This window comes from Actinomycetospora aeridis, from assembly GCF_037400275.1.
Taxonomy (GTDB): Bacteria; Actinomycetota; Actinomycetes; order Mycobacteriales; family Pseudonocardiaceae; genus Actinomycetospora; species Actinomycetospora aeridis.
Genome location: NZ_JBBEGL010000003.1, coordinates 637594 through 655347 on the forward strand (window position 1 = coordinate 637594; position 17754 = coordinate 655347).

The window sequence follows — 17754 nt, forward strand, 5'->3', positions numbered from 1 at the left end:
GTCCCGATCGAGGGTACTCAGGCGACGCGCGTGAACAGGCCCTGGTAGGCGACGACGAGGCCGACGGGATCGACCGTGATGCCGAACTCGCCGTACGTCGGGTCGGCGTAGGTGTAGGTGTGGAGGCCGCGGGCGTCGTCGGGACCCCGGCGGTAGACCTGGCGCACGCGGTGCACCGCGAGCGAGGGGACGTCGAGCCACGCCACGTCGATGGCGGCCTCGGCGCCGACCGGCAGCCCCAGACGCCGGACGGGCAGCGCGTTCGTCAACGGGGTCGCCGAGACGTCGACGTCGGTGCAGCCCCGCAGCTCGGGCCACGGCCGCCCGTCGAGGGACCAGTCGCCGAGCTGGTCGACCTCGAGGGTGACCCGCTCCAGCCCGTCGTCGGCGAGCACCTCGACGAACACCGTGCGGGTCAGCCACGACCGGTCGGCCACCACCGAGAACCGCAGCGACCACGGCCCCGCGTCGTCGCGCATGACGGCCGACCCGTCGAGCAGGTGGGCGCCGTCGGGGAACGTCGCGTCCGGGGTGTAGTCGGAGAGGGCGCCGTGGGCCAGGCCGTCGGAGACGTCGAGCCGTCGCCACATCGCGGAGTGCAGGGCCACCGGGGGATCGTGGCAGACACGGTGACGTGCGTTCGCGCGTGCCGTACCCCGGCGCGTGGCACGATCACGGCGTCACGGGTTCGGCGCGGGGAGTCACCGGCGCGGAGAGGGGAGCGTGCCCTGGTGAGTGGTCCGTCGTCCGGAGCGTCCGAAGGGTCGCCCGAAGGGTCGCCCGAAGGGTCGTCCGGCGAGTCGTCCGGCGGCACCGGTGAGCCGACCCCGCCGAAGGGGACGCCCGGCGCGTCCTCGGTCCCGGCCTGGGATCCCGGTGAGCGCCCGACCACGAGCGCCGCGGGCGGGTTCGCGCAGCCGGGCTCAGCCGAGCAACCGGGATATGGCCAGCAGCCCGGATATGGCCAGCAGCCCGGATATGGCCAGCAACCGGGATATGGCCAGCAACCGGGCTACGGCCAGCAACCGGGCTACGGCCAGCAACCGGGATACGGCCAGCAACCGGGCTATGGCCAGCAACCGGGATACGGGCAGCCGGGGTACGGCCAGCAACCGGGCTATGGCCAGCAACCGGGCTATGGCCAGCAGCCCGGCTACGGCCAGCAGCCCGGCTACGGCCAGCAGCCCGGCTACGGCCAGCAGCCCGGCTACGGCCAGCAGCCCGGGTTCGGCCAGCCCGGGTTCGGCGGTCTGCCGCCCCGGGCCCCGAAGCCCGGCATCGTCCCCCTGCGCCCCCTCGCGCTCGGTGAGGTCCTCGACGGCGCGCTGGGCTACATCCGCGCGCACCCGAAGATCGTGCTGGGGTGGTCGGCCGTGGTCGCGGTGGTCAGCACGCTGACACAGCTGCTGCTGACGCTGCTGGTCCCCGCGGCGTCGCCGACGTCGTCGCTCGGCGGCTCGGCGGACCTGTCGCGGATCACGACGCAGCTGGCCGGCTCGAGCGTCTCCTCGCTGGTGTCGGGAGTGGTCACACTCGTGGCCGCGTCGGTGCTCACCGGCATCCTCATGGTCATCATCAGCCGGTCGGTGCTCGGCGCGCCCGTCAACGGCAACGAGGCGTGGCAGGCCGCGCAGCCGCGGATCCTGGGCGTGATCGGGCTGTCGTTGCTCATCGCGCTGATCGCGATCGGGATCGTGCTCGTCGGGGCCGTGCCCGGGCTGCTGCTCCTGCTGGTCGACCCGACGCTCGGCGGGATCGTCATCGCCCTCGGCGTGATCGCCGCGTTCGTGGTCCTGCTGTGGGTCGGGGTGTCGCTGTCGCTGTCGTCGCCCGCCTACGTGCTGGAGGGGGTCGGCGTCACCGACGCGCTGCGCCGGTCGTGGTTCCTCGTCAAGGGCCGCTGGTGGCCGGTGTTCGGCATCCAGCTGCTCGCCGGGATCATCGCGTTCTTCGTCGCCGCCGTGATCGCCATCCCGTTCTCCATCGTCGGCGGCGTGGCCGCGTTCAGCACGGCCGGTGGCGCCGCGGGCGCGGCGTCCATGCCGATCCCGCTCCTGCTCCTGACCTCCCTCGGCGCCATCATCGCGAGCACGCTCACGACGCCGTTCCAGTCCGGGGTCACCGGACTGCTCTACGTCGACCAGCGCATGCGCCGCGAGGGCTTCGACATCGAGCTGCAGCGGGCCGCGGTCGGGCCCCGCTGATGAGCCCGGTCGGGCCCGCGGTCCCGGCGCCGCCCGGGGCGCCGCTCCCGGTCGCGGTCCCGATCGACATCGGCGCCGACCCCGCCCGCGACCTCGCCCGCGAGGAGCTCTCCGGCCGCGTCTACCAGGAGGCGGCGCCCGATCTCCTCCAGATGGCGCTGCGCTGGATCGTGCGTCGCCTGGAGGACCTGCTGCGCGCCGCGTCCGGGGTCTCCCCGGGCGGCGGCTGGGGGCTGCTGGTGCTCCTCGTGCTGCTGGTCGTCGTCGTGGTCGTGGTGCGCCGGCGGTTCGGCCGTCTCGCCCGCACGGCTGCGGCGCCCGGCGCCGTGCTGGGTGGGACGGATCGCACCGCCGACGAGCACCGCCGCCTCGCCGACGGCCACGCCGCCGCGGGCCGCTACGACGACGCCGTGCGGGAGCGGATGCGCGCGATCGTGCGGTCGCTGGAGGAGCGGACGATCCTCGAGGCGCGCCAGGGCCGCACCGCCGGCGACGCCGCCCGCGAGGGCGGGCGGGCCCTGCCGCCCGTCGCGGAGGCGCTGCTCGAGGCTGCCCGGCGGTTCGACGAGACCGTGTACGGCGGCCGCGCCGCCGACGCCGCCGCCGACGCGCGGCTGCGCGAGATCGACGCGGCCGTGGCGGGGACCCGAGCGGTGACCTCGGCGTGATCAACGCGGACTTCCGGCGCCTAGAAGCAGCGAACAGCGCGTTCGTTGCTCAAGAGACAGCGGAAGGCGGCCCGGCGGGGCGCCGGCGCTGGCGCGCCCCGGTGATCGTCGCGGCGCTGGTGCTCGGCACGGCCCTGCTCGCCGCCGTGCTCGGCGCCGCGCCCCGGATCGGTGACCTCAGCCCTGAGGGTGCGTCACCGGAAGGCGCGATGGCCCTGGCGAACGTGCTGGCGGACCAGGGGGTGCGGGTGCGGGCGGTCGACGACCTCGACCCCGCCACCGCGGCCCCCGGGACCACGGTCCTCGTCGCGTTCCCCGAGCGGATGAGCACCCGCCAGCGCGACGCCCTCGCCGCCTCGGGCGCCGACCTCGTCCTCCTGCGTCCCGACGAGCGTTCCCTCGACACGCTCGCCCCCGGCGTGCGCACCGACCCGATCGAGCTGCCCGAGCCGACCGACCCCGCGTGCACGCTCCCCGCCGCGCTGCGCGCCGGGCCCGTCGACCTCGCCGGCGCCGCCTACACCACCGACGCCGCCCTCGCCCCGGTCCCGTCCTCGACGCAGCGGTGCTACCCGACCACCGTCGAGTCCGGGGCCCCGTCGGCGGCCTCGCTGGTCGCGGTCCGCGACCGGGGGCGCTCGGTCACGGTCGTCGGCGACGCGACCCCGTTCACCAACGACGCCCTCGACGAGCGCGGCAACGCCGCCCTCGCGCTCAACCTGCTGGGCGCCCACCCCGACCTGTTCTGGTACCTCCCCGTGCCGCCCCCGGCCGAGCCGGGGCAGGAGCGCAGCACGTCCGAGCTGCTGCCGGCCGGCTGGATCTGGGGGCCGGTGCAGCTGCTCGTCGCGGGCATCGCGGTGGCGCTGTGGCGGGGCCGGCGGCTCGGGCCGGTGGTGACCGAGACGCTGCCCGTGGTCGTCCCCGCCGGCGAGACCGTCCGGGGACGCGCCCGGCTCTACCGGCGGGCCGGGGCCCGCGACCGGGCCGCCGCCGCCCTGCGGGCCGACGCGGTCCGCGACCTCGCCGCCCGCCTCGGGGTGCCGCGCGGGTCCGGGACGGGCGCCGTCGTCGACGCCGTCGCGGGCCGCACCGGGCGGGCGCCCCACGACGTCGGCACCCTCCTCGACGGTCCGGTGCCCGCCGACGACCCGGCCCTGGTCGCCCTCGCCGGCGACCTCGACGCCCTGCGCCGCGCCGTGCGGGGCGACGCGGACCACGGCGGCGCGACGTGATCGGATGGTCCTCATGACAGGGGCGGACACCGAGGCCGTGACGACGTCGGGCGGCGGCGTCAGCGGCGACGAGGCGCGCACCGCGCTGCTGGCCCTGCGCCGCGAGGTCGCCAAGGCCGTCGTCGGCCACGACGCCGCGGTGACGGGTCTCGTCATCGCGCTGCTCAGCCGCCGGCACGTGCTCCTCGAGGGCGTGCCGGGCGTCGCCAAGACGCTGCTGGTCCGGTCGGTCGCCGCCGCGCTCTCGCTCGAGGACCGCCGCGTGCAGTTCACCCCGGACCTCATGCCCGGCGACGTCACCGGCTCGCTGGTCTACGACTCGAGGTCCGCCGAGTTCTCCTTCCGGCCCGGCCCGGTGTTCACCAACCTGCTGCTCGCCGACGAGATCAACCGCACCCCGCCGAAGACCCAGGCGTCGCTGCTGGAGGCGATGGAGGAGTACCAGGTCTCGGTGGACGGGATCCCCCGCCCGCTGCCCGACCCGTTCGTCGTCGCGGCGACCCAGAACCCCGTCGAGTACGAGGGCACCTACCCGCTGCCCGAGGCCCAGCTCGACCGGTTCCTGCTCAAGCTCGTGCTGCCCCTGCCGCCCCGCGACGACGAGATCCGCATGCTCGAGCGGCACGCCGAGGGCTTCGACCCCCGCGACCTCGCCGCCGCCGGGGTCCGCGCCGTCGCCGGACCCGAGCACCTGCGGGCCGGTCGGGCCGCGGTGTCGCGGGTGACGGCGCGGCCCGAGGTCCTCGCCTACGTCGTCGACCTGTGCCGGGCGACGCGCTCGTCGCCGTCGCTGCGCCTCGGGGTGTCGCCGCGTGGGGCGACGGCCCTGCTGCTCGCCGCCCGGAGCTGGGCGTGGCTCTCCGGCCGCGACTTCGTGACCCCCGACGACGTGCAGGCCCTGGCGCTGCCGGTGCTGCGTCACCGCGTCGCCGTGCGCGCCGAGGCCGAGCTGGAGGGCGTGACGGCCGACGGCGTGGTGTCCGGGGTGCTCGGCGCGGTGCCGGTCCCGCGCTGAGGAGCGGGACGTGGCCGTCACCGGGCGCTTCGCGCTCCTCGTCGCGCTGGGCGCGCTGGTCGTCGGCCTGGCGTTACCCACGGGCACGGGCGTCCTCGTCGTGTCCGGGGTGCTGGTGCTGGTCGCGCTCGTCGACGCGCTCGCCGCGGTGCCGGTGCGCAGCCTGCGCTACGACCGCGAGCGGGAGGACCTGACGACCCTGCGGCTCGGCCTCTCGCTCGAGATGGCCCTGCGGGTCGCCAACCCGGGCCGCCGCCGCGCCACCCTCCTGCTGCGCGACGCCTGGGAGCCGTCCGCCGGCGCCGTCCCGTCCCGGCACCGGCTCGTCGTGCCGGCGGGGGAGCGGCGCCGGGTCGTCACCACCCTGACCCCGACCCGCCGCGGTGACCGTGACGCGGTGCGCGTCACCGTCCGCTCGCTCGGCCCCCTCGGGATCGGCGCCCGGCAGGGACGGCGGGAGGTGCCCGCCCGGGTGCGGGTGCTGCCGGCCTTCGGGTCACGCCGGCACCTGCCGTCACGGCTCGCCCGGCTCCGCGAGCTCGACGGGCGCCGGGCGATCCAGGTGCGCGGGCCGGGTACCGAGTTCGACTCGCTGCGCGAGTACGTCGCGGGCGACGACGTGCGCTCCATCGACTGGCGGGCCTCGGCGCGCTCGCACGACCTGGTCGTGCGCACCTGGCGCCCCGAGCGCGACCGGCACGTGCTCGTCGTCATCGACACCGGGCGCAGCGCCTCCGGCCGGGTCGGGGACGCACCCCGGCTCGACGCCGCCCTCGACACCGCCCTGCTGCTCGCCGCCCTCGCCTCGCGCGGGGGTGACCGCGTCGACCTGCTCGCCCTCGACCGCGAGGTCCGCGCGTCCGTGCTCGGCGCCACCGAGCGCGACCTGCTGCCCGCGCTCGTCACCGCCATGGCGCCGCTGGAGCCACGCCTCGTCGAGACCGACATGCGCCTGCTCGCCGCGGCGGCGCTCGCGCGGGCGGGACGGCGCAGCCTCGTCGTGCTGGTGACCGGGCTCGAGGAGGCCGCGATCACCGAGGGCCTCGACCCCGTCCTCGGCTCCCTGCTGCGTCGGCACACGCTGCTGCTCGCCGCGGTGGCCGACCCGGAGCTGGCGACGATGGCCGCGGGCCGCGGTGACGCCGAGGCGGTCTACACCGCCGCCGCGGCCGGCGCGGCACGCGACGCCCGTCGCCGCACCGCCGAGCGGCTCGCCCGCCGCGGCGTGGAGATCGTCGACGCCGCCCCGGACGACCTGCCCCCGGCCGTCGCCGACCGCTACCTGGCGCTCAAGGCCGCGGGACGGCTCTGAGGATCACGCCCGGGCCCCCAGGAGCCAGCAGGCCGCGGTGAACCGGATGTCGTCGCCCACCCGGAACTCGTCGAACGCGGGACGGAGGTGCTCGACGACGCGGTCCCGGGTCGCCTCGTCGCGGCTCGCGAGCGCGCGCCCGACCGGCCCCAGCGCGCCCACGTAGGCGTCGAGCGCACCGGCCGGGAGCGCGCACGCGACGTCGACGGGGTCGGCGGTGACCGTCGACCAGCCCGCGGCCCGCAGCAGGCCGAGGGCCCGGTCGGTGTCCGCGAGGGCGAAGGGGCCAGGCACGTCGGGGTCGTAGGGCGCCACGTCGAGCAGGGGCGCGGCGGCCTCCACGGCGCGCGTCATGAAGGGGTTCTCCGCGGCGCCGCGCCAGACGATCGCGCGCAGTGACCCGCCCGGGCGGGTGGCGGCACGGAGGTTCGCGAAGGCCGCCACGGGATCGTCGAAGAACATCACCCCGAACCGCGAGGCGATCACGTCGGCTTCTCCCGGCGGGAACGGGTGGCGCGCGGCGTCGGCGACGAGGAACTCCGCCGGCCCCGGCTCCCGTGTCCGGGCCAGCGCGACCATGGGCTCGGACAGGTCGACGCCCCGGCAGCTCGCCGCCGGGCCGAGGCGCCGGGCGATCGCCAGCGTCGTGGCGCCCGTCCCGCAGCCCACGTCGATCACGACGGGCGCCGGACCGGTGACCGCCGCCGCGACCCGGTCGACGAGGAGCTCCTCGATCCCCGCGTACATCGCGTCGAGGACGGGCTGCAGGCGCACCCAGGCGTTGCCGCCGGTGCCGTTCCACGCCGAGGTCTGCTCCTGCTGCGCGTCCACGGGCGACAGCGTGTCAGCTGAAGTCCTCCGGACTGAACGCCCGCGACTCGACCAGCACCAGCCAGTTGCCGGAGTTGTCCCGCATCACGGCCTCGATGCCGTAGGGGCGCTCGGCGGGCTCCTGGGTGAACTCGACGCCGAGCTTCGTCAGGCGCTCGTACTCGCCGCGGCAGTCGTCGGTGGTGAGGCCGAAGCCGCCCATGCTGCCGCTCGCGAGCGCCCGGCGGACCGCGCCGGCCATCTCGTCGTTCAGCGGCGGGCCCGGGACCATGAGGGTCACCTCGAGCTCGGGCTGCTCCGGGTGCTTCACGGTCACCCACCGGAACGCCTCGCCCAGCATGACGTCGGTGCCCTCGACGAAGCCCATCACGTCGCAGTAGAACTTCTTGGCCTCGTCCTGGTCGGTGACGTACAGCGTGACCAGCGAGATGTTGGTGATCATGCGGAGGATTCTCCTCGCGTGCGCTCCGCCGACGGCTTCTCGGGAATTGCGGACCCTCCGGCCCGGTCCCGGAGGCCGTGCATCAGCACGAAGCACCCCGGCACGTGCGGCGGGCCGGTGCGGGCCCAGCGCGCCTGGTACTCCGACGGGCTGGCGCCCACGAGCCGCCGGAACCGCGTCGAGAACGACCCGAGGCCCGAGTAGCCGACCAGCCAGCAGACCTCGGTGACGGTGAGGTTGGTGGCGCGCAGCAGGTCCTGGGCCCGCTCGACGCGCCGCTCGGTGAGGTAGGCGTGCGGGGTGCGGCCGTAGGTGCGGGCGAAGCAGCGCAGGAAGTGGTACTTGGACAGGCCCGCGGTCGCCGCCAGGGCGTCGAGGTCGAGCGGTTCGGCGTAGTACCGGTCGATGCGGTCGCGGGCGCGGCGCAGACCGACGAGCAGGTCCTCCGGGACGCTCATCCCCGCCTACCCCACGGCCGGGAGTGCGGCCCCGCGCCGGTCGGCCGCGACGTCGGCGAGCGCCGGCGCGGACGTGCCGTGGCGCCGGACGAGGACGGCGCCCCACAGCACGTAGGCCACGAACGCGGCCTCGGCGAGCACCCCGATGCCGATCCGCGCCGCGGTCGGCAGGCCCGAGGGCGTCACGAACGCCTCGATCACCCCGGAGATCGCCAGCAGCACCGCGACGCCGAGCGCCACGCCGACGGTGGTGCGGCCCTGCCGCGCGAGGGACTCCGTCCGCGACAGCGGCCCCGGGTCGATCCACGACCACCCCAGCCGCATCCCCGCCCCGGCCGCGACGAACAGGGCCGTGAGCTCGAGCAGCCCGTGCGGGGTGATGAGCCCGAAGAACAGGTCCGCCCGCCCGTTGGCGGCGAGGATCCCGCCGGAGACGCCGATGTTGACGACGTTCTGGAGCATCACCCACACCACCGGGAGGATCAGCACCCCGGACAGGAGGCAGATCGCGGCGATCCAGGCGTTGTTCGTCCATACCCGGGCGGCGAACGACGACGCCGGCGCGGAGCTGTAGTAGGAGGCGAAGTCCTCCTCGACGAGCCGGCGCGTCTCGTCCGGCGGCAGGAGCGCGGCCTGCACGTCGGGGGAGCGGGCCACCCACACGCCGACGGCCACCATCACCACCGAGCACACGGTCAGCATCGTGAACCACCAGCGCCAGGAGGCGGCGAGTGCGACCGCGAAGCCGACCGTCGCGAACCGGGTGAGGTCCCGCCACGACGCCGTCGTCGATCCGGTGATCGCGGTGCGGGCGCGGGCGACGAGCGTCGAGAGGCGCGCGACCAGCGCCGGGTCGGGCGAGGTGGAGCGCACCACCGAGAGATGGGTGGCCGCGCGCTCGTAGAGGGCGACCGCCTCGTCGACCTCGGCGCCGGTCCAACGGCGGCGGTCGAGCAGGGCCGCGAGCCGGTCCCACTCGGGCCGGTGCGCGGCCACGTACGCGTCGACGTCCACGAGGAGCGATCCTCCCACCGATCTCCGCTGTTCTGCCCCGGCGCTCCGACCCACGCTGGCACGATGGCGCCGTGGACCGCGTGGTGATCGGCGAGGCCGTCGAGCTGGACGTCCGCACCGCGCGCCTGCCCAGCCGCACGCTCGCCTTCGCGCTCGATGCGCTGATCATGGTGACGCTGCTGTTCGCGGTGCTGCTGGTGATCGAGCTGGCCGGCTCCGAGGTCGACGACGCCCTGGCGGCGGCCGCCGGCCTCGCGATCACCGTCGGCGTCTTCGTCGGCTACCCGCTGCTGTGGGAGACCCTGACCCGCGGCCGCTCGCCCGGGAAGTACGCGATGGGCCTGCGGGTGGTCCGCACCGACGGCGGGCCGATCGTGTTCCGGCACGCGCTGGCGCGCTCGCTCGCCGGGTTCATCGTCGACTTCGGGCTGCTCTCCTTCTTCACCGGCCTCATCGGCATCGTCGTCTCCGCCACCACGGTCCGCAGCCAGCGCGTCGGCGACCTGCTGGCGGGCACGGTCGTGGTCCGCGAACGGCTCCCGCGCACGGGGCTCGACAGCCTCCCGCCGCCCGACCCCGCCCTCGCCGGCTGGGCGCAGCGCTGCGAGCTCGCCGACCTCCCCGACGACCTCGCGCTCACCGCTCGCCAGTTCCTCGTGCGCGCGGCCCAGCTCGCCCCGCCGATGCGGGCCCAGCTCGCCGGGCGGCTCGCCGCCGACGTGGCCGCCCGCGTCGCCCCGCCCCCGCCGCCGGGCACGCCGCCGGAGGCCTACCTGCTCGCCGTCCTGGGGGAGCGCCGGCGCCGGGAGGCCGCCCGGCTCGGCGGGTCGGGGTACGGGCCGCCTCCGGCGTCGTACGCGGCACCGAACCCGGCACCGAACCCCGCACCGAACCCAGCACCGAACCCAGCGCCGCAGTCGCCGTTCGGCCCGCCGCCTGCTCCGCCGCCTGGTCCGGCACCGATCCCGACAGCGGTCCCACCGCCGGCGCCCGCTCACCGGGACGACCCGGACCCCGCGCCGACCACCGGCGGCTTCGCCCCGCCCGGCTGAGCACCGCGACCGGCACCTTCCGCAGGCCGCGAGGCACGTCGATCATGCGGATCGCGCCGCTCGCACCGGGACGCCGCCCTGCCCCGGGAACGCTTCGATTCCCGAAGCGTTCCCACCGGAGCGACCGGCCCCCGCGACCCCCGGGGCGAGGGCCGTGAGCGCGCCTTGCCACGATCGGACCGTGCCCCCGGAGCCCGCCACCACCGACCCGGCCGCCGACGCCGGCGGAGCGGAGAGCTCGGCACGGCGCCCCGGGATCGTCGTCGCGGCGCCCGTGCTGGGCGTGATGGCGCTGGTCAGCGCCTGGACGGGCTGGGGCGGGCTGGCCCTGGGGCTCGTCGCGGTGGCCGTGGCCCTGGTGGCGTTCGCGCGGCTGCGGGGCGGGGATGCCTCCCGCCGTGGTCCGCTCGCGGGGCTCGCGCTGGGCGTCGTCGCCGTCGCGATCGCGGTGGCCGTGGAGTGGAGCACCCTCGCCGGTGCCGTCACCTACCTCGAGACCGGGGGCGTGCGCACCCTCGACGAGTGCATGCGCCAGGCGCAGAACGAGAAGGAACAGCACGTCTGCAAGTCGCAGCACCTCGAGGAGTACCGGGCCCGCTACCCGAGCGAGATCGACCCGTGAGACACCGCGCGGCGCTCGCCGGCGCCGCCGCGCTCGTGGGCCTGCTGGTGGTGGTGCTGGCCGTCCTCGTCCGCGGGCCGGTCGGCTACCCGGAGCTGGGCCTCGCCGACTCGGGCGTCCTCGTCCGCGTCCTGGTGCCGGCGCTGCGCACCGTCGTCGACCTCGCCGCCGCCGCGACGGTCGGGGGGCTGCTGGTCGCGCTGGTCGTCGCGACACCCGCGCCGGACACCGTCCCGTTCACCCCGACGGGGCGCCGGGCGCTGGGCGTCGCCCGGGGGGCGGCATGGGCCGGGGCCGTCGCGGCGGCCCTGTCGGTGCCCGCGACGCTGGCCGACTCCACCGGCGGGCACGTCCCGCTCGGGCCGGACCTCGTCACGACGATGCTCGCGCGCGGGGAGCCGATCGGCTGGCTGGTCGCGGCGGTCCTCGGTGTCGCGACGGCCCTGGCCGCCGGGGAGGTCCGGCGGTGGACGGGTGCCCTCGGTGTCCTCGTGCTCGCGGTGGGGGCGGTGCTGGTCCCGGTGGCGACGGGGCACGCCGCGGACGGCGTCGGCCGCGACCTCGGCCTGGCGACCACGGCGTTCCACGTCGTGGCGGCCGCCGGGTGGCTCGGCACCCTCGGGGTGCTGGCCGTCCTCGGGGGCGACGCGCGGAGCCGGTGGCGCGTCGCGCGCCTCGGCGCCGTCGCCGGTCTCGTCACCGTGGCCTCGGGTGCCGTGGCCGCGACGGTGGCGCTGAACGGCCCGGGCGGTCCCGGCGCGGGCCTCGACTGGACGCTCCTGGTCCTGCTCGGCGCCGCCTTCGCCGTCGTGGCGGGCGGGGTGCTGTGGCGCCGTCGGGCCGGGCGGGTGGCGTGGCCGGTGGACCTGGCGCTGCTCGCGGCGGTCGTCGGGCTCTCGGCGGTCGCGACCCGCGCCGTTCCGCCGGTGCAGGCGGCCGGCGCGACGAGCACGCCGACCGCGCTGCTGGGCTACGGGCTGGCGGCGCCGCCGACCCCGGCCGTGCTGGCGACCTCCTGGCGACCCGAGCTGGTCACCCTGACCCTCGCGGTCGTCCTCGCGGGGCTCTACGCCGCCGGGCTGCGGCGTCTCGCGGCCGAGGGGGCGGGCTGGCCGGTGGCGCGGTCGGTGGCGTGGTTCGCCGGGTGCGCGCTCCTCGTGGTCGCGACCTCGTCGGGGTTGGGGCGCTACGGGCCCGCCGTGCTCAGCGTCCACATCGCGGGACACATGCTCGTCGCCACCGCGGTCCCGCTGCTCTGGGCGCTCGGCGCGCCGATCGTGCTGGCCCGCCGCACGCTGCGCGAGGCCCCGCCCGAGGGGCCGGAGGGTCCGAGCGAGTGGCTCGAGCACCTGCTCGCCGCGCCGGCGCTGCGGTGGGCGTGCCACCCCGCGGTCGCCCTCGTGCTCGTGGTCGGCTCGCCGGCGCTGCTCTACCTCACCCCGGTGTTCGCCCTGACCCAGCCGCTGGGCTGGCTGCAGCCGCTGATGACGCTGTGGTTCCTGCTGGTCGGGGTGCTGTTCCTGGGCCCGCTGGTGGCGGGACCGCCGGACGGGCCCGGCCTGCCCCCGATCGCGCGCCTGACGTTCCTCGTCGCGTCGATGCCGGTGCACGCGCTGGTCGGCCTCACGCTGCTGGCCACCGACCACCCGGTGTCACGCACCCCGGTGCTGCCGGCCGACGGCGGGGCCGGCCAGATCTTCGTCGACGACTTCTTCGTGCGCCTGCGCCTGCCGTGGGCGCCGGACCTGCTCGCCGACCAGCACCTCGCCGGCATCCTGGCCTGGCTCCTGGGAGACCTGCCGCTGCTGGCTGCGGTGGTCGCGGTGCTGGTCGCGTGGTCGCACCACGCGCGGGACGAGGACGCCGACCGGCGGGCCGACCTGCTGGTGGGGCTGACGTCACGCTGAGTCTTCTCACGATGTGGGACGGATTTCCTGCACAGTGGTCGCGAGAGGCGTAGAACAGGGAGCCGTGCGATCCCGTCGACGCTGGGCCGTCCTCGCTGCGGGCGTCGCGGCGCAGACCGCCGCCTCCGCCGTGGTCTACGGCGTGCCGTTCCTCGTGCCGAGCCTGCGTGACGAGCGGGGCCTCTCGCTCGCCGCGGTCGGGATCGTCGTCGCCGCCCCGACGCTCGGGCTGCTCATGGCGCTGATCGCCTGGGGTGCGGTCGTCGACCGGGTCGGCGAGCGCCTGCCGATGGCGGTCGGACTCGGCTTCTGCGGTGTCCTGACCGGCGTGCTGGCCCTGCTGGCGCCGTCGTCGCTCGTCACCGCCGTCGTCCTGCTCGTGCTGGCGGGCATCGGGGCGGCGTCGGTCAACGCCGCGAGCGGCCGTCTGATCATGGGGTGGTTCGACGTCGACGAGCGCGGCCTCGCGATGGGGATCCGCCAGACGGCCCAGCCGCTGGGGGTGGCCGCGGCCGGCCTGGTGCTGCCGACGCTCGCGACGCGGGAGGGCCCGCTGCCCGCGCTGGGCTGGCCCGCGCTCGCCTGCCTGGTGTGCGCGGTGGTCGTCGTCATCGTCGCCGCCGACCCGCCCCGCACGCCCCGGGCACCCGGCGACGCCCCGCCGGCGTCCCCGTACCGCACCGCGGTCCTGCCGCGCGTGCACGCGGCGAGCGCGCTGCTGGTGCTCCCGCAGTTCGCGATCTCGGCCTTCTCGCTGGAGTACCTGGTGCGCGAACAGGGCTGGTCGCCGGCCGTGGCCGGGATCTTCGTCGCCGTCGCGCAGATCGCGGGCGCGGGCGGGCGGATCGCGAGCGGCTGGTGGTCGGACCGCGTCGGCTCCCGGCTGCGCCCGATGCGCCAGCTCGCGGTGGCGAGCGCCGCGGTGCTGCTGGTCTTCTCCTTCGGCGACCTCGCGGTCGGACTCGTCGCCGTCGCCGCGATCGCCGCGGGCTCGATCATCACCGTCGCCGACAACGGCCTGGCGTTCACCGCCACCGCCGAGATCGCCGGGCCCGGCTGGTCGGGCCGCGCGCTCGGGGTGCAGAACACCACCCAGAACATCGTGGCCACGGCCGCCCCGCCCGTGCTCGGGGCGCTCATCGGGGCGTCGAGCTACGCCGTCGGGTTCGCCGTCGCCGCCCTGGCGCCGCTCGCCGCCATCGCCGTCACCCCCGTCGCGGCCGAGCCCGAACCGGAGCGCGTCACCGCCGCTCGCGCCGCGAGCGGAGACTGACCCGCGTGCGCTGGAGCCTGCGTCGCGCGACCGATGCCGACGCCGACCGGATCGGCGAGATCACCGTCGCCGGCTGGCGGCACGCCTACCGGGGCATCGTCGCCGACGACCGGCTCGACGCCCTCGACCCTGCCGAGGTCGCGGAGCGCCGGCGCGAGGTGATCGCCGCCCCGGAGCCGATGGCCGTGTTCGTGGCCGTGTCGACCGCGGGGGACGACCAGGGCCGCGTGCGCGGCTACTGCACCGTCGGCCCGTCCACCGACCCCGACCTCGCCGGGGACGCCGGCGCCAAGAGCGGTGTGCTGTACACCCTCTACCTCGACCCCGAGGTCATCGGCACCGGCGCCGGCAGCGCCCTGCACGACGCGGGCGTGGCACACCTCGCGGCGGCCGGCTTCACCCGCGCCACCCTGTGGGTCTACACCGCGAACACGCACGCCCAGGCGTTCTACGCCCATCGCGGCTGGTCGCCGGACGGCGAGCCCTACCAGGGGCCGGGATGGTCGGCGCCCGCCACGCGCTGGGCCCTGGACCTCTAGACCAGGAACCGGAACGCCGGCGAGCCGGGCTCGAGCGCCTCGATCTGCAGCGGCGAGCGCGCCATCCGCTCCAGGAGGGGCTCGAGGTCGTCGCGGGCGCCGATCTCGACGCCGACCAGCGCCGGGCCGGCCTCGCGGTTGTCGCGCTTGACGTACTCGAAGCGGGTGATGTCGTCGTCGGGCCCGAGCACCTCGTCGAGGAAGCGGCGCAGCGCGCCGGGCTCCTGGGGGAACTCGACGAGGAAGTAGTGCTTGAGGCCCTGGAAGCGCAGCGAGCGCTCGATGACCTCGGCGTAGCGGGAGACGTCGTTGTTGCCGCCGGACAGGACGACGACGACGGTCTCGCCGGGCACGAGGTCGAGCCCCGGCCCGTCGGGGCGGACCGCGGCGCCCGCCAGCGCGCCCGCGGGCTCGGCGATGACGCCGTCGGTCTGGTAGAGCGCGAGCATCTCGGTGCAGACCAGGCCCTCGTCGACGGCGACGAGCTCGGCGCCCGAGCGGCGGATCAGCGGGTAGGTCACCGCCCCGGCCTTGCGCACCGCGGCGCCGTCGACGAACCGGTCGAAGCCGTGCTCGTCGAGCACCACCGGGCTGCCGGCGTGCAGGGCGGCCGCGACGTTGCGGGCCCCGGCGGGCTCGACCCCGATGACGCGGGTGCGCGGGTGGGTCGCCTGCAGCCACGTCGCCGTGCCGGCGAGCAGGCCGCCCCCGCCGACCGGGACGACGATCGTGTCCGGCGCCTGCCCGAGCTGCTCGACGATCTCGGCGACGACCGTGGCCTGGCCGGCCACCGTGCGGGTGTCGTCGAACGCCGGGACGAGCGTCGCGCCCGTCTCCTCGGCCCAGCGGGTCGCGGCGGCCGACGACTCGTCGTAGGTGTCGCCGTCGACCACCAGGTCGATCATGTCGCCGCCGAGGGCGACGATCCGCTCGCGCTTCTGCCGCGGGGTGGTCGACGGGATGACGACGCGGCCGGGCACGCGGTGGGCGGCGCAGGCGAACGCGAAGCCCTGGGCGTGGTTGCCGGCGCTGGCGCACACGACCCCCGCCGCGCGCGCCTCGTCGTCGAGCTGGCTGATGAGGTTGTAGGCGCCGCGCAGCTTGTAGGAGCGCCCGACCTGGAGGTCCTCGCGCTTGAACCAGACCTCGGTGCCCGTGGCGGCCGACAGGCGCGGGTTGCGCTGCAGCGGGGTGCGCTCGGCAATGCCCGCCAGACGCTCCGACGCCTCGAGCACCTGCTTCTCGAAGGTCGTACCGCCGTCGCGCGCCATGGTCGTCCCGCTCCTCGCCGTCAGGGGTTGATCCATCGATGGTAGGTGCCCCGAGACGCGCCACCGGCCTGACCCCGACGGATCCCCGGGTCGCGTACGTCGGGACGCGGACGACAGCACCCCGGCCCGCCCCTAACGTCGCCGGGGTGACCCCGGATGTCCGATCCTGGTGCCCCCCGGCGACCGACGTGGCCCTGGGCGCGGGGCTCGGCGCGCTGTGTCTCGCGGGCACGGCGATGGCGGCGACCCCCGCCGACCGGCCGTGGTGGCCCGGGGGCGCCCTGCTCGTCGCCGCCGCGGCCCTGGTGCTGGCGTGGCGGCGGCGGGCCCCGCTCGTCGTGCTCGCGCTGACCCTGGCCGCGGTGGCGCCCTACTACTGGCTCGCCTACCCGGACGGCCCGGCGTCGCTGATGGTCGCCGTCGCGATGTACACGGTCGCGACCCGCCTGAGCTGGCCCCGCTCGGTGGGGGTGGGCGTGCTGCTCTTCGTCGCCTGGGTCGGGCTGGAGCGCGTCATCGACGACCGGCCGGTGGCGAGCGCACCGGAGCACGTCATGTGGATCGTCGTGACGGTCGCGATCGGGGTCGCGGTCGGCGGGCTGCGGCGCGCGCAGACCGCGGCGCTCGAGCAGGCCGAGGAGCAGGCGAGCCGCCGCGTCGAGCAGGAGCGGCTGCGCCTGGCCCGCGAAGTGCACGACGTCGTCTCGCACAGCCTCGCGATGATCGCGGTGCAGGCGGGCGTGGGCGCGCACGTCGCCGACCGGCGCCCCGACCAGGCCGTGACGGCGCTCCTCGAGATCAAGCAGGCGAGCGGTGCCGCGCTCGCCGAGCTGCGCAACGTCCTCGGCGTGCTGCGCGACGCCGGGGAGGGCGACGCCCCGCGGCTGGAGCGCCTCGACGAGGTCGTGCGGGTCGCCGGGCTCGCGGGCGTCGAGGTGGAGGTGCGGGGGAGCGCGGGACGACCCGGCCCGGCCGTCGACGGCGTGGCGTTCCGGATCGTGCGCGAGGCGGTGACCAACGCCGTCCGGCACGCGCGGCGGGCGCGGCGGGTGGTGGTGGACCTGTCGCACGACGCGCGCGAGGTGCGCCTGCGGGTGGCCGACGACGGCGGGTCGGCCGGCGAGCTGATCCCGGGGAACGGGCTGCGGGGGCTGGCCGAGCACGCGACCGCGCTGGGTGGGCGCTCGTCGGTCGTGTCCGGACCCGACGGGGTGGTCGTCGAGGCGCGCCTGCCGGTGACGCCGTGATCCGCGTCGTCCTGGCCGACGACCAGCAGCTCGTCCGCGCCGGGCTGCGCGTGCTGCTCGAGACCGAGGACGGGTTCGACGTCGTCGGCGAGGCGGCGGACGGGGCGGCGGCCGTGTCGCTGGTGCGCGGGACGCGGCCGGACGTCGTCGTGATGGACGTGCGGATGCCCGGTGTCGACGGGCTCACGGCGCTCGAGACGATCGTCGCGGACCCGGCGCTGTCCGCGACCGCGGTCCTGGTGCTCACGACGTTCGACCTCGACGAGTACGTCTACCGGGCCCTGCGCGCGGGGGCCGCGGGCTTCCTGCTCAAGGACGCCGAGCCCGCCGAGCTCGTCCGCGCCATCGCGCTGGTGGCCCGGGGCGACGCGCTGCTCGCCCCGGCCGTGACCCGCCGGCTCATCGCCGAGTTCGCCCGCCGCCCCCAGCCCCTGGTGCCCGCGGCCCGCCTCGACGTCCTCACACCCCGCGAGCGCGAGGTGCTCGCCCTCGTCGGGGCCGGGCAGACGAACGACGAGATCGCCGCACGCCTCGTCATCAGCGCCGCGACGGCCCGCACCCACGTGGGCCGACTGCTCACGAAGCTCGACGCCCGCGACCGCGCGGCCCTCGTGGTGATCGCCTACGAGACCGGCGTCTGCGCTCCGCGTAGTCGGTGACACGG

General features: G+C 76.5%; 18 protein-coding genes. 12 read left to right on the plus strand and 6 right to left on the minus strand.

The features are described 5' to 3' along the window. Nucleotides 1–17 precede the first annotated feature (17 nt). Nucleotides 18–608, minus strand: a complete 591-nt coding sequence (locus WCD41_RS13590) for a putative glycolipid-binding domain-containing protein (protein WP_337713952.1) — start codon at nucleotides 606–608, stop codon at nucleotides 18–20. Nucleotides 609–731: 123 nt separating this feature from the next. Between WCD41_RS13590 and WCD41_RS13595 the strand changes: the two genes are divergently transcribed. The 5 genes from WCD41_RS13595 to WCD41_RS13615 are packed head-to-tail and all read left to right on the plus strand — an operon-like array spanning nucleotide 732 to nucleotide 6434. After that, entirely contained in the window at nucleotides 732–2204 is a 1473-nt protein-coding gene (locus tag WCD41_RS13595) for a DUF7847 domain-containing protein (RefSeq protein ID WP_337713953.1), read from the plus strand. Then, on the plus strand, nucleotides 2204–2872 hold the full coding sequence (locus tag WCD41_RS13600; RefSeq protein WP_337713954.1) for a DUF4129 domain-containing protein: 669 nt from the start codon (nucleotides 2204–2206) through the stop codon (nucleotides 2870–2872). The genes WCD41_RS13595 and WCD41_RS13600 overlap by 1 nt, the downstream gene beginning before the upstream one ends. Then, nucleotides 2869–4107, plus strand: a complete 1239-nt coding sequence (locus WCD41_RS13605) for a DUF4350 domain-containing protein (RefSeq protein WP_337713955.1) — start codon at nucleotides 2869–2871, stop codon at nucleotides 4105–4107. The genes WCD41_RS13600 and WCD41_RS13605 overlap by 4 nt, the downstream gene beginning before the upstream one ends. A 13-nt stretch (nucleotides 4108–4120) precedes the next feature. Next, nucleotides 4121–5122, plus strand: a complete 1002-nt coding sequence (locus WCD41_RS13610) for an AAA family ATPase (RefSeq protein WP_337714225.1) — start codon at nucleotides 4121–4123, stop codon at nucleotides 5120–5122. 10 nt (nucleotides 5123–5132) lie between these two features. After that, on the plus strand, nucleotides 5133–6434 hold the full coding sequence (locus tag WCD41_RS13615; protein WP_337713956.1) for a DUF58 domain-containing protein: 1302 nt from the start codon (nucleotides 5133–5135) through the stop codon (nucleotides 6432–6434). Between the two features lie 3 nt (nucleotides 6435–6437). Here WCD41_RS13615 and WCD41_RS13620 read toward each other — a convergent pair whose 3' ends face one another. Genes WCD41_RS13620 through WCD41_RS13635 form a run of 4 tightly spaced genes read right to left on the minus strand, consistent with a single transcriptional unit; the run spans nucleotide 6438 to nucleotide 9179 of the window. Beyond that, the gene (locus tag WCD41_RS13620; protein WP_337713957.1) at nucleotides 6438–7265 is read right to left on the minus strand and encodes a class I SAM-dependent methyltransferase; all 828 of its coding nucleotides are present in this window, start codon (nucleotides 7263–7265) and stop codon (nucleotides 6438–6440) included. A gap of 13 nt (nucleotides 7266–7278) precedes the next feature. Beyond that, entirely contained in the window at nucleotides 7279–7707 is a 429-nt protein-coding gene (locus tag WCD41_RS13625; RefSeq protein ID WP_337713958.1) for a VOC family protein, read from the minus strand. After that, nucleotides 7704–8165: a helix-turn-helix transcriptional regulator gene (locus WCD41_RS13630; RefSeq protein ID WP_337713959.1), complete on the minus strand. Its 462-nt coding sequence runs from the start codon at nucleotides 8163–8165 to the stop codon at nucleotides 7704–7706. Before WCD41_RS13630 ends, WCD41_RS13625 begins: the two co-directional genes overlap by 4 nt. Nucleotides 8166–8171: 6 nt before the next feature. Further along, nucleotides 8172–9179: a stage II sporulation protein M gene (locus tag WCD41_RS13635; RefSeq protein WP_337713960.1), complete on the minus strand. Its 1008-nt coding sequence runs from the start codon at nucleotides 9177–9179 to the stop codon at nucleotides 8172–8174. 71 nt (nucleotides 9180–9250) lie between these two features. On the opposite strand from WCD41_RS13635, the gene WCD41_RS13640 reads away from it, so the two are divergent. The 5 genes from WCD41_RS13640 (at nucleotide 9251) to WCD41_RS13660 (ending at nucleotide 14572) form a co-directional block, all read left to right on the plus strand. Further along, nucleotides 9251–10231 carry an RDD family protein gene (locus WCD41_RS13640; protein ID WP_337713961.1) on the plus strand — a complete coding sequence of 327 codons (981 nt, stop codon included), beginning with the start codon at nucleotides 9251–9253 and terminating at the stop codon, nucleotides 10229–10231. A gap of 181 nt (nucleotides 10232–10412) precedes the next feature. Next, nucleotides 10413–10853: a hypothetical protein gene (locus tag WCD41_RS13645; RefSeq protein ID WP_337713962.1), complete on the plus strand. Its 441-nt coding sequence runs from the start codon at nucleotides 10413–10415 to the stop codon at nucleotides 10851–10853. Beyond that, nucleotides 10850–12760 (plus strand): cytochrome c oxidase assembly protein, encoded by a 1911-nt coding sequence (locus WCD41_RS13650; RefSeq protein WP_337713963.1) that lies wholly within the window; start codon nucleotides 10850–10852, stop codon nucleotides 12758–12760. The genes WCD41_RS13645 and WCD41_RS13650 overlap by 4 nt, the downstream gene beginning before the upstream one ends. A 64-nt stretch (nucleotides 12761–12824) precedes the next feature. Further along, complete coding sequence (locus WCD41_RS13655) at nucleotides 12825–14033, plus strand: MFS transporter (protein ID WP_337713964.1); 1209 nt, start codon at nucleotides 12825–12827, stop codon at nucleotides 14031–14033. Between the two features lie 5 nt (nucleotides 14034–14038). Beyond that, nucleotides 14039–14572, plus strand: coding sequence for a GNAT family N-acetyltransferase (locus WCD41_RS13660; protein ID WP_337713965.1), 534 nt, complete (start codon nucleotides 14039–14041; stop codon nucleotides 14570–14572). Here the strand turns inward: WCD41_RS13660 and ilvA are convergent. Beyond that, nucleotides 14569–15843, minus strand: coding sequence for a threonine ammonia-lyase IlvA (gene ilvA, locus WCD41_RS13665; protein WP_337713966.1), 1275 nt, complete (start codon nucleotides 15841–15843; stop codon nucleotides 14569–14571). The two genes, WCD41_RS13660 and ilvA, sit on opposite strands and share 4 nt — an antisense overlap. 146 nt (nucleotides 15844–15989) lie before the next feature. On the opposite strand from ilvA, the gene WCD41_RS13670 reads away from it, so the two are divergent. Next, nucleotides 15990–17090 (plus strand): sensor histidine kinase, encoded by a 1101-nt coding sequence (locus tag WCD41_RS13670; protein ID WP_337713967.1) that lies wholly within the window; start codon nucleotides 15990–15992, stop codon nucleotides 17088–17090. Beyond that, on the plus strand, nucleotides 17087–17749 hold the full coding sequence (locus WCD41_RS13675; protein WP_337713968.1) for a response regulator transcription factor: 663 nt from the start codon (nucleotides 17087–17089) through the stop codon (nucleotides 17747–17749). Before WCD41_RS13670 ends, WCD41_RS13675 begins: the two co-directional genes overlap by 4 nt. The last annotated feature ends 5 nt before the right edge of the window (nucleotides 17750–17754 follow it).